The organism is Calothrix rhizosoleniae SC01, assembly GCF_900185595.1.
In the GTDB taxonomy this organism is placed as follows: Bacteria; Cyanobacteriota; Cyanobacteriia; order Cyanobacteriales; family Nostocaceae; genus Calothrix_A; species Calothrix_A rhizosoleniae.
The window spans coordinates 1-11,855 of the sequence record NZ_FYBH01000118.1; the positions used below are offsets into that span (position 1 = coordinate 1).

10 protein-coding genes are annotated in these 11,855 nt (G+C 36.2%); 6 read left to right on the top strand and 4 right to left on the bottom strand.

The genetic code is table 11. From position 1 onward, the window contains the following. Nucleotides 1–346: 346 nt before the first annotated feature. From CALSC_RS06755 to CALSC_RS06765, 3 genes are all read right to left on the bottom strand, one after another. Entirely contained in the window at nucleotides 347–2,014 is a 1,668-nt protein-coding gene (locus CALSC_RS06755) for a phage tail sheath family protein (protein ID WP_088240623.1), read from the bottom strand. Between the two features lie 30 nt (nucleotides 2,015–2,044). Then, the gene (locus CALSC_RS06760; protein WP_088240624.1) at nucleotides 2,045–2,884 is read right to left on the bottom strand and encodes a Pvc16 family protein; all 840 of its coding nucleotides are present in this window, start codon (nucleotides 2,882–2,884) and stop codon (nucleotides 2,045–2,047) included. 521 nt (nucleotides 2,885–3,405) lie between these two features. Then, nucleotides 3,406–4,650 (bottom strand): hypothetical protein, encoded by a 1,245-nt coding sequence (locus tag CALSC_RS06765; protein WP_088240625.1) that lies wholly within the window; start codon nucleotides 4,648–4,650, stop codon nucleotides 3,406–3,408. Nucleotides 4,651–5,258: 608 nt separating this feature from the next. On the opposite strand from CALSC_RS06765, the gene CALSC_RS06770 reads away from it, so the two are divergent. The 4 genes from CALSC_RS06770 to CALSC_RS06785 all read left to right on the top strand — a co-directional run bounded on the left by CALSC_RS06770 (nucleotide 5,259) and on the right by CALSC_RS06785 (nucleotide 9,943). Beyond that, a complete protein-coding gene (locus tag CALSC_RS06770; protein ID WP_235006709.1) occupies nucleotides 5,259–6,233 on the top strand; it encodes a sensor histidine kinase in 975 nt (324 codons plus the stop codon). 91 nt (nucleotides 6,234–6,324) lie between these two features. After that, nucleotides 6,325–7,005 (top strand): LuxR C-terminal-related transcriptional regulator, encoded by a 681-nt coding sequence (locus CALSC_RS06775; protein ID WP_088240627.1) that lies wholly within the window; start codon nucleotides 6,325–6,327, stop codon nucleotides 7,003–7,005. Between the two features lie 85 nt (nucleotides 7,006–7,090). Next, nucleotides 7,091–9,235, top strand: a complete 2,145-nt coding sequence (locus CALSC_RS06780; RefSeq protein WP_088240628.1) for a substrate-binding domain-containing protein — start codon at nucleotides 7,091–7,093, stop codon at nucleotides 9,233–9,235. A 24-nt stretch (nucleotides 9,236–9,259) separates the two neighbouring features. Then, nucleotides 9,260–9,943, top strand: a complete 684-nt coding sequence (locus tag CALSC_RS06785) for an FHA domain-containing protein (protein WP_088240629.1) — start codon at nucleotides 9,260–9,262, stop codon at nucleotides 9,941–9,943. A gap of 144 nt (nucleotides 9,944–10,087) precedes the next feature. Here the strand turns inward: CALSC_RS06785 and CALSC_RS06790 are convergent, their stop codons facing one another. Further along, nucleotides 10,088–10,879 carry an eCIS core domain-containing protein gene (locus CALSC_RS06790; RefSeq protein WP_088240630.1) on the bottom strand — a complete coding sequence of 264 codons (792 nt, stop codon included), beginning with the start codon at nucleotides 10,877–10,879 and terminating at the stop codon, nucleotides 10,088–10,090. A gap of 197 nt (nucleotides 10,880–11,076) precedes the next feature. Here CALSC_RS06790 and CALSC_RS06795 point away from each other — a divergent pair, with 197 nt between their 5' ends. Both CALSC_RS06795 and CALSC_RS06800 read left to right on the top strand, forming a co-directional pair. Then, a complete protein-coding gene (locus tag CALSC_RS06795; RefSeq protein WP_088240631.1) occupies nucleotides 11,077–11,274 on the top strand; it encodes a hypothetical protein in 198 nt (65 codons plus the stop codon). 2 nt (nucleotides 11,275–11,276) lie between these two features. After that, a complete protein-coding gene (locus CALSC_RS06800; RefSeq protein ID WP_088240632.1) occupies nucleotides 11,277–11,792 on the top strand; it encodes a phage tail protein in 516 nt (171 codons plus the stop codon). Nucleotides 11,793–11,855 lie beyond the last annotated feature (63 nt).

The window sequence follows — 11,855 nt, forward strand, 5'->3', positions numbered from 1 at the left end:
CTTACTAGAACCATGAATTTCTTGGGCTGGGGTATTTTCGACTCCTAAACCACTGATTTCCTTAATAAATTTGTCAGTGATGCTGTCTGCTTCAAAATAGAATTTACACGAAGTTAAATATTCGCTCATTGTTATCCTCCAAGTTTATGGGTTTAGTAATCGCAATAGTTTCGAGGTATGAGTTTTGAGTGGGAAAGGGTCAATCCAATTTTGGATTTTAGATTTTAGATTTTGGATTGTCTCTACCTTAAAAGGACGGAGCTTGCACTCAGAGTGAAAAAAAACTTTTCGTTTCTTCCCCTTTCAAGGAGAGGTTTGTATCCCATTATTTTCGGTCAATCCTAATTTATTCTTCGTCATCAATACCATTCCATTGACTGATGCGGAAAATAACAAATTCTGCTGGTCTAACGGGACAGACCCCAACTTCCACGTACAAACGACCTAAGATTCTAGTCTCTGGTGGATTCAATTCTTCATCGCACTTGACATAAAATGCCTGTTCTGGAGTTGCCCCAAATAGTGCTCCTTCACGCCATATACGCTCTAAGAAGTTACTTACAGTACGCTTAACTCGTGCCCATAGGTCTTCGTCGTTGGGTTCAAATACTACCCACTGAGTGCCTAATTCAATTGATTTTTCAATGTAACTGATTAGTCTGCGAACACTAATATAACGCCACTCTGTTTTATCTGGTTCTACAAGGGTGCGTGCCCCCCAGATGCGAATACCTCGATTGGGGAAGGAGCGAATGCAATTGATACCGATGGGATTAAGTAGTTCTTGTTCTCGGAAATTAACATCATACCCAAGACCAATTACACCTCTAGGTACTTCATTTGCCGGTGCTTTGTAAACACCTCTGGTTTCATCAGTACGCCCCCAAACTCCCATAATATGACCACAAGGAGGTACCAAAATTGGCTGACCGCTACGGCGAGGATTAGGTACTTTAATCCAAGGATAATACAGGGCTGCAAACATGGAACGACGATTAAATCTGTTTAACCATTCCACTACCTGCTGAGGCTTTTCACATTCTGGTGCAGGGGGTGCATCCAGTACAATCATGCGATTAGGTGGATTGGGTACATCACCACTAGCAGAACCCTCGCACATACTAATCATCAATTCCATAATGCCGTGGACTTGATCTAAATTGATGACTCCTGCTTGATAAGCCCGCATTAAATCCGGACAAGCCAGCATTGTTATTTCATCTATCTCAAATATTCCTCGAACACCTGTGCGGTCATCTCTTACACCCTCTAAATTCTGAGAGAATCTATCTGGTGGAGGGGCAACAATAGGTGGTATTAATTCATACTGACCATTTCCCGGACGACGAGCCAAAGGCTGTCCGGAACGAGAAATGTCTTCTAGGGTGACATACATCGAATTTTGCAATGCCGCGATCGCATAGGTCGCTACTTGAGCATTGGGTTCGCGGTTCATTGTTAAATTATCGTATTCTTCTAGGGTTTCATCCCCACGACGAATTTGAATTTTAAAGTATTCTCCCGTGTTTGGAGGTGGTTCTCCCTCACTTCCTTCTGGCTGGGGGCGCGGACTACTGTCACTAATTAAAACATTAACTGCCCCACTAGCAGCTTGTTCTGGACGCAGGGTAAAGTTTAAAGAAGGACGATTCCCGCGACCTGTAATCCTTAATATCGCTGGTTCCGGGGTTGTAGCCCTTGGTGCCCCTGGTAACTGAGTGCCGATACTTGTGATCCAACAACGCCCTCCACCGTTCATAAAGTAGCCGTATACTGCAAATGGCAAATAGGCATCAAAATCGGTGAAACCATCAGAGTTAGGATTGGCAAAATATTGTAAATACTGAGTCCAGTTTGTTACTAACATGGGTTTAAATAACTCAGCATCATCCCGGACTGCTTCTGTGAAACCAACGAACCCTGCGATCGCTGTACTCACACCTTCTATTGGTCTACTACCTCTGTCTACTTCTTCAACGTAGACACCAGGAGCAAAGTAATCAAGTCTTGCCATAAAAGTCTCTCCAAGAAGTATAAAAACAAATTATTCTGGTCTTAGTAAAATTTCTTTAAAGGTATAACCTTCACCTTCCACTAATATGTTGACGTTTTGAGATAAATATCCAGGGCAATCTAATGTCAGAATGTAGTTACCGGTAGAAAGATTATCGAAGAAGAACAATCCTTCTTCGTTACTAACAGTTGACTTTTCGGTTCCTGCAACAGTAACTTGTACCTCTGGTATAACTAAATTTGTCGTTTCGTTCTTCACCAATCCAGCGATCGCTACTTTTTTCGTAATGACTGCTGTATCTCCTTGCTTATCTAATAAATTGCTCAAAGAAACAATTCTCTCCCAAACCAAAGGTACGGGTGTCTGCTGTGCTTCAAAGGGTACTGTGACAGTTAAATATAAAGCTGGGCGCAAAGGTACATTCAGGGCGCTCCATAAAGAACCAACTTCAATAGGAGGTTCTAAAGCAATACTCATGGATAAGTTGCCATAATGGCGTAATTCAGGTAATAAAAATTGCTCCTGTATGGAACGATGACGCAAAAGTAAGGATAATGCCTCACTGATTAAGTAATGTTCGCCCAAGGCTGTTCTATCCCAAGCTGTTAATAAAAGTGAAACATCAAACCAATTGGGCGACCAATTTACGCTAGCGTTTTGTAAGCTTCGCCCTACTCTGCGTTCAACTTGTCTCCCCGAATGCTGTAACTGCTTACTTTCTCGAATATCGTAAACATATAAATTGAGAGTTGGTACTGTACTCTCTTCCCTTCGATTACCAAGATGACCAAAGTCTATCTGTTCGGTACTCGTTAGGGAAGTTCCTCCAGCCAAAATTTGCGCTAAGGATTGAAGAACATAGATAAGCATGAAATCATAGTGAAGAATGTTGATCTAGATACACTTAACAGTATCTATATTAATTAGGAGAAGTTAATTAGACTTTAGTCGAAATTTTTTTGGGGTGTAAATTCAACTTTTGTCTATATTCACCTATTGTTTCTATGATTCAGAAGGGGTTGAAGTAGATTCTTTCTCTCCTGTGAAATTTACCCCTCTTTACGGTATGCTTACGCTATGCGCAGCAGAGCTAATATTATCCTGCCTCAAGATATGTCTAAGGTGACTGTCATTAAATTCTCTCAATTATGACTTTTCTCTTGGAAAAACTGTAAGGGTTGATAAAATAAACGGGTTTTCGTCAGGTGAGCATTTCCCACCTGACTCTCACACTTCATTGGTGCAAGATATGTGTTATATCATGTCCGCCTGATTACTTATGATATTACCATCTATGCAAAAATAACCAAAACTCTTTCTCCCCCTGCTCCCTGCTCCCTGCTCCCTGCGCCCTTGCAGTCCTAAGGATAAGTCTTTAACCGGACATGATATTATCCCGAAATGCGCGTTACTTGCAATGCATCTCCAGGAAAATTCTTATAATCACTATACCCAAGAAAACTTCTACTAGGAACAAAATATGGTGGTTGCAAAACAACCCATTTATATGATTTACCACCAACTATATTGTCTCTATAAAGACCCACTGCAATTTCAATATTCAAATCTCTCAAATTAATTGGTGAAGCATAGAGTCGATTAATTTGATCTGCTATTTGTGCAGAGCCACTTCCATCTTGAAGTTGTATTTTAGCAGATTCTAAATTGTTAGCTTCATCATACTTAATTTCTATTCTTCCTAGGGATGTAAAACCTCCTCCAAAGAAACCTCTATCTTCTATACTTCCTTGTTGCATCTTGATGTAAGCAGAAACAATTTTTCTTTGAAAATCCTGCGCTGATGGAGTCCTGCGTCCCAGAAGTTCTTCCATTGGCTTGGTAATCTCATTCTGTTCTTCTAAAGTTACTGCTTCACGCCATAAATTTTGTGCTTGTCCTCTCCCTTGGCTAGCATTAGCAATAAATCCATCAATTTTATCCCTCATCGCATCCCCAAAGCTGCTCCGTGTTTCTGTCAAAAAATCTCTTAATGCTAATTTACCAGCTACTTTCTGTGCTCTACTAACTTCATCCTGTAAAGCATTCAATAATGAAAATGTAGTACCTAAGCCAGGAAATGAAGCTGATAATGCTGGCTGTAAATATTGCTCAAAGCCTCCTTTGACAATACTTTTTGCTTGTTCTAAAAATACTTTTTGGAAATCAGGTTTTGCATTTTTATCAGGTGGAAATCTCATTGCAGTACTAAAGTTGAATAATCCATCTTTAAATGCGTCTCGAATATTATCTAATTTGTCATCAAAATTGGCATAAAAATTGTCAATAATATCACTTCTTGCTCCAGGTCTTAAACCAACAATCGTAGGAACTTCATCTTCTGTGAAGGAAATCTCCTTTTGTTGAAGTAGATGGTTTGATGTATGGCTAATTTCCCGGATTAAACGATCAGATATATTTGATTGAGCGATCGCTGACTCAGTTTGACTGCGATGAATAGCTATTTTACTGAAATCATAATTTAAAGGTGGCTGGGTGGATATCTGTTCGGATGTTGCTGGTATTTGTTGAATATCTGACTCCAATTCACCAAAACCACGAGTATTAAATCTAGGATATTTAGATTTAAAAATATTTTTCAGTCTTTTATCATTGTGAATTCTTTTATGTTTACGCATAATTGATTCTCCAGGATTTTTCCCATAACTTAAGTAAAATTTTGGCAGATAAAACTTCACTATTATTTATAATCTTACTGCGGATAATTTTCTACAGCAATCATTAAATCCAGGATTTATTTTAATTTAATGGTAGATAATCATCCACATCAGGAAACATGACAAAAAAAGTAAAGAAATTATAAATAACTTTAAACAACCTGACTTAAACCTACTTTACTTAATATAAATATACATGAATAGATGTTTTACTTTATAGTAACTTCTTGATTGAATGAGGTACATAATTGAAGAAAAAAGCCCAACAACATAGACTTGTGTTGTACTTTATACTAATGAGAATTATCATACATGAAGCTTAATTTTAAACAAAAATTAAAGTTTTTCATTTTAGCATCCTTTTATACTTAAAAGTATCCAAATTAATAAATTAGCAATAGTAATAAGCTATGTCTGTGGACTTTCACCTCCGAAGCAAATCAAATGCTTCTAAATCTTTAGATCGGATCGATTTCATCGATTTGTACAACTATTATCAAATACAGTCCGAGTTCTTAACTAATCAGTATCCGATTATATGCGTTAGGATTGTTTATAACGATTGTTTATTGCAAACACGCAAAGAAGTTATAAATTATACTTCGGATTCTTCATCCTTTACTTATGAGTTTTTAGATTATTTACGTTCTGAGGAATGGTTGACAGAGTATCCGGTGATTGGTGAATTGCATGAATTTCTATTAAATGGCTCTCAATTAATATCTTATTGTTTGCCTTTTAGTTATAAAAATGCAGAACCGGAATATATTCAAGTAGTTTCATGTACGCATATTACAAACAGCGCGCAAAAACAAATCAAAAATATTGCTATTCTATTAAGTCAACATAAAGAGTTATATCTAGCTTATCTCAAGCAAAAATCAGAAATTAACTTGTTAGAACAGGTTATTCATAAAATTGTGCATCAATTCGGGAATTCTCTCAGCTTAATAGGTTTGTATGCTCACAATTTATATTTAAGATTGCAAAGCCAATCTTATAGAGATGAAGCTAAAATTATTCATGAGAGGATACAAGAATTAGGTAATAATTTAACTGACATTATTAATTGTAGTCAAAGTGAGAGATTAAAAATAAGTCTTCAGGATTTAAGAAGTATAGTCCTTGAGAGTATACAGGATTTGCAACCTTTAATTATTGAGAAAGACTTAATTATTTCCATACCCGATATTTCTGCTAAATTAGAAGTAGATCGTTTGCAAATCAAGCACGTATTTGACAATATTTTTAGTAATGCCGTTCACTTTAGTCCTGGTTCCGGGAAAATTGTATGTACTTGGCAGGAATTTAAAGAAGAAATATTTATTCAAATTTATGACGAAGGAGGGGGAATATCTTCAGAAGATTTGCCTCAGATATTTAATCCTTTTTATTCGCGTCGTTCTGGTGGAACTGGGCTAGGTTTAACTATTGCAAGAAAAATTGTTTTAGACCATCGAGGAAGTATATGGGCACGGAATTTATCAACGGGTGGAGCAGAATTTTGTCTAGTGTTGCCTCGTAAAAAAATAATTAATGAATAGTTGATAACTAAGAATTATAAATTCAAAATTTGTTGCTGATAATTAATAATTGGATGTATTAGTATATTCGTTTTGATGGGAAGTAAAAAATATGATTGATTATAACCAAAAAATGTCTGTATTACTTGTGGATGATGAAGTCCGTTTCCGCCAAGGATTACGAAACTTACTAGATTTTTATAGGACTCAAGCTTTACCAGTCCTAGATATTGTTGGTGAAGCTGGTTGTGTTGATAAATTAATCAAACTTACAGCTCAGAAATCTCCTGATTTAATATTGCTGGATTTAGAGTTAGCAGTTGGTGATGGAATTACTGCTTTATTGCTTTTGAAAGAAATATCATATCAAGGTAAGACTCTAGTATTATCTGCTCATCAGGAAGAAGATTGGATTTTTCGAGCAATGCAAGCAGGAGCATCAGGATATGTGTTTAAAAATCGCATTGCTACACAGCTATGTGAAGCAATAAATGCTGTAATAAATTCTAAAATTTATTTACCCCCAGAGATTGCTAGTCGTTTCTTTCATTATTTTCAGAGTTCCGCAGATTTATCTCTAAGAACTTGTCATCGGTTACATTTGACAGATAGGGAAAAAGAAGTTTTACAATGGTTAGCAAAAGGTACATCTAATCAAGAAATATCGAAGCAGTTATATATTACACCTGCTACTGTTAAAGCTCATCTTACTAGTATTTTTGAAAAATTGAAAGTTTCCAATCGCGCTCAAGCAATTGTGACTGCGATAAAACTAGGAATCATCAATGTTTAGTTTATTTTTTAGTAAGTTTGTTTCTTAAACTATCATTCATAAGTTATCATTCTCTGAAAAATTGATTATAAGCTGATAATTTTCAATGCATTTATCTGACAATATCTATCAGGAATATCCTTGCTTATCTAGTAATCCTTTAAAATGCGATCGCCCTGTACAAACAATAAAAGAATATCAGGGAGCGAAGTTTTGTATAGAATGTGCTTTTCCTGCAATTTTATCTCAGAAAGCAGAGATTAAAGGGAGTCGGGGTATTTATCAAGTAGAGAATTATTTGGGTGCAAGGGGCTGGGGACGTTTGTATTCTGGAGTGCGAATTAAAGATAAACAACCTGTAGTAATCAAGGAATATTTACTTCCCAGTCATTGTTTTAACTCTAATGAAGTGTTGGAGCTGAAGGAGACTTTTAAAAGGATAGGTGGTGTAAATTTAGCAGATGGGAAAGATCAAAATTTCCGCATTATAAATACCTGGGAAGCTCTTGCAGATGAGAAAGGAGAACGTTGTTATTTAATTACTAAAGATGTAGAACCAAAGCAGACTTTAAGAGAATATTTACGAGAAAAAAGTGCAATGACATCTACTGAGGTACGTGAAGTCTTAAATCAAGCTTTACAAACCTTAGAATTTCTCCACACTCAAAAATTGTGTTTGCCGTCACAACAAATACAACAAGGTTTAGCCCATGGTAATATTAATTTAGATAGTCTGTTAATTACAGAAACAAAAAATCAGAATTTTTATATATTTCTCTGTGATTTAGCCAATTGGGAAAATTTATTTATTCCTCCTACTATTGAACAACCTGCACTAGCTACATTTCAACAAGATTTAGAATCCTTAGGTAAGGTAGCATTTTATTTATTAGCAGGAAGAGATACAAATTATACTAGTGGTCAATTTTTAAGTCCTAGAGAACCACAAAATTGGCATACTGATGATGATAATTTGAAGCAGTACCTCTTTCATTTAATAGGTTTAGAAGCTCCATTTGATAATGCTGAATCTGCTCGTCAAGCACTGCTAAAACTTCCATTAAAAACTTATCAACATAATGAAAATCAGCAGAATTTCCAGGAAGAAAAGCAACAAAAACGTCATCGTGTATTTTTAATAGCTCTAATATTTTTGTTTTTATGCTTGCTGGGAGGAGGAATTTGGTACTGGTTTTACAGAAAAATAGACTCACCACCACAATACGTAAAATGGTACAATCTTAAGGATAAGAGTTTTTCTGATATTGAACTACCTCCGGGAAATTTTAATTATACGTCAGAAAGTAATAGTACCTGGAATGTGATCTTAAGCAAAGAAAATGTAGAAAAGGGAACTGTAAAAGAGATATTAACTGATCCAGATCCAGAGGCGAAGGCTATATTTAAATACATACCGATTAAATCAGAAGATATTACAAAGATAAGTCAACCGATAGAAAACGTTAAAAATAATAATATAGACTTTGCAGTTACGACTTTAGGAGATAAAATTCAACCCAGTAATTTAAAAAAAGTAAAAATTGCTTATGACGGTTTATTAGTTTTTGTTGAATCTCGAAAAAATAAATCTCTGAGTTTACATCAAAAGCTGAAAGGAGAGATTTCTTTAAAGCATTTGCGGCAAATCTATATTGGTGACAAAACAGACTGGAATCAAATAGATTCAAAATTTCCCAAAGAGAAGATAAAACCTTTCATTCCAGAAGAACCAGAGGCGATATATAATTTTCAAAAAATAGTTCTCCAGAATAACCCTCAAGATATTGCTAGATTTCAACAACTTGTTGCTCAAAAAATTATTACTAAACAGAACCCAGAAGACACTATTAGGGAAGCAACTAAGATTAGACAAACTACTAAAACTGGCATAATTGGTTTTGGGACGATAGGTAGGATAAGAAAACAATGTTCAAATTTCTATCCCTTAGCTATTGTTAATAACAATGACAAAATGATTCAACCACTATACAGGAGTAGAACAAGTGGTGATCGTCCAATTGAGCCTAATGATGATCTATGCAGAGCAGAACTTTACTTTCACGTTAAGACTTTTAAAACTTATCCTTTGGGTTATCCTTTGTATATTACTTACCCCAATGACGACACGCGGTGGGATCCTGGCAAGAAATTTGCGAAAATGTTAGGGAAAACTCGTCAAGGACAGTGTTTATTAAAGGAAGTAGATCTTGTACCCTTACAACAAATACCTCAAAACCAGGGTCAGTGTTAGAAACGAAATTATAAATTTATTGATATGGCTACACATCGTTGTCCGAACCAAAAATGTGAATACTTCAATCGTCCACTACCGAATAATGTCAAATTTTGCCCTTTGTGTAGCACTCCTTTGGGTAACGTTATTTCAAAACCATCAGCAAATCAACCACCTCAACCACCTATTGATGTTGAACCTCCACCATCACCAGTAGCTAATCCACAAAACGATCTATCGCAACCAATAACACCACCCCAAAATTACAATTACCAACGACCCCCATCAGTGCCAAGCAATCAACCTCCTGATATTATATCTACACAATATCAGCCCAGGCCAGCAACCCCCCCCATAGTACAACCTAATCCCCATAACCCATCAACGCAAAAAATACCAACTCTCAAGCTAGTTCATACTTCTGGACAGGAGTTTTTCTTACCTGGAGAACAAGGTATTATTGGTCGACGTAGCTCTGGTGAGCCTAATTTTATCCCAGATATTGATTTGAGTGTTCTGCCAAATCAAGGTGTAGTTTCTCGCCGTCATGGACGAATTTATTGGGACTGGTCGCAGAATACTTATATGATTGTTGACATGAGTACTAATGGTATTTACTTGAATAACAATCTCCTAAATCCTGGCATTCCATATCGTTTAATTAGTGGAGTTCCGATGCAATTAGGTCAGGATGGTCTGGTTCTTTTTACTATCCTCTATATTTAAATTCTAATCAATGGAATGGGTATAGATACCCACTCAAGTATGGATTTTGAGGAAATTTTCCCGTCCTGAGTTCATGCAAATTTTGTGTCAGGCTGCTGCTGCAACCAAACTACAAAGAACTGTAAGTTAATAAATCCAATTTCCTTACTTTTGTTTTCTATCTTTCTTAGTATTTGCACCTCCCTGCTGTACTACATGAGTTAATTCATGAGCAAGCAATTCTTGTCCATCTTGACTGCTTGGATTAAACGCTCCTTCCCGAAAGAAAATATCTTGTCCTGTAGTGAAAGCACGAGCTTGAATTGATTCGTTTAACTGGTGAGATTGAGTATCTGTATGAACTTTCACCCGATTAAAGTCAGCACCAAATGCATTTTCCATTGGCTCGCGGACGTTATCTGGTAGACTTTGTCCGTTACCTCTTGCTTGTTGAATTGAGTTTTCTAAGTTCAAGGTAGCAGTCATTTCCTGGTTCCCAGACTGACGTTGTACTATTGACTTAGTTTGCAAATTTTCTTCCTCTTTCTCTTCATCTTCCAAGGGCATATCTTCACGTTGTAAAATATTGATGTCTAGAGGTTTCATTCGCAAATTCCCTTCTGATTCTTCCTCTTCTTCTAGCATTTCTTCGCGTTGAATATTTTGTTGATTTGCAGGTTGCTGAATCATCCCTACTACCTGCTGTGCAACTTTATCTGCTTCTTGCTCGTAAGCATCACCTGGCTGATTAATGGTAAGTTTTGCTTGAGGACGAAATGATACTTGGCTCATATCATAAGTAAGAGGTTTTCTACTGAGTTGCACATTAGTAATCTCTGGATGTGCATCTAAGTGTGTTTGGGAACCAAAACCCCGTATATTCTGCTTCAATGCAGGTATGGAAACTGGTTGATTGTGATTTTTTTTACGCCTAACTACCACATGCTCTCTCATCATTGTCTCCTTTTGAAAACTAATAATTAGGTGAACCAGAAATATCTTGAGATTTTCCCATATGAGGGACTATTCAAATTTGTATCAAAACTTCAGTTCGACTTTTGGCTAGTATACGTAACTTTTTTTATTAGACTTTTGGCTAATTTTTATTCTGATGCAATACCTTTAGCCTTAATTTTATAACAACTTTTTTACTTATGGAATCAAGTCAAGAACAAACTTTTGTAACATCTCGTAGTCCTCAAGAGGTAAAGCCTGTTTCTTCAGCAAGTAAGTACCTCAATAGCTCATTATTACTCAATCAACTGACTGAACGGGTATATGAACTGTTACAGGAAGATTTGCGATCGCAAAGGGAAAGAGTAAGTAATTATGCTCAAAATAGGTGGCTTTAATAATGACAGATAAAAACGGTAATATTACTCACGAATTAAACTATATTACTACCAATCATTTTTATGTCGAGATAGAAAATGCAATAGCTGCATCTTTTAGTGAATGTGGTGGTTTAAGCTTACAAGTGAAGAAAAATGTGTTTTACGAAGGTGGTGTTAATGATCAACAAAGAGTTTACTTGGGTCATGCAGAATTTTCTGATGTAACATTAAAGCGTGGTATTACTGACCATCCAGGTTTTTGGAACTGGATGAATGAAGTATTTGATGAAACTAAGAAAATATCCCGACGTAATGTCAATATTTTAGTTTTTAATCAATCTGGCGAGACAATGATGAGTTGGACGCTAATTGGTGCTATTCCCGTAGCATGGAAAACCCCTGCATTACAAGCTGATGGGAATACAGTTGCTATTGAGGAATTAACTTTAGCTTATGAAGGTTTGCAATTCAGTAAAGAAAAAGGAGGAGGTAATCCTAGCTCTAGAGATAAGTCAGGATTTTTTGCTTCTAAATAGTTGATAGTTTATATATATGTGTAAGTTATGCGATCGCATCTGGGTCTCACACATTGGATTGGT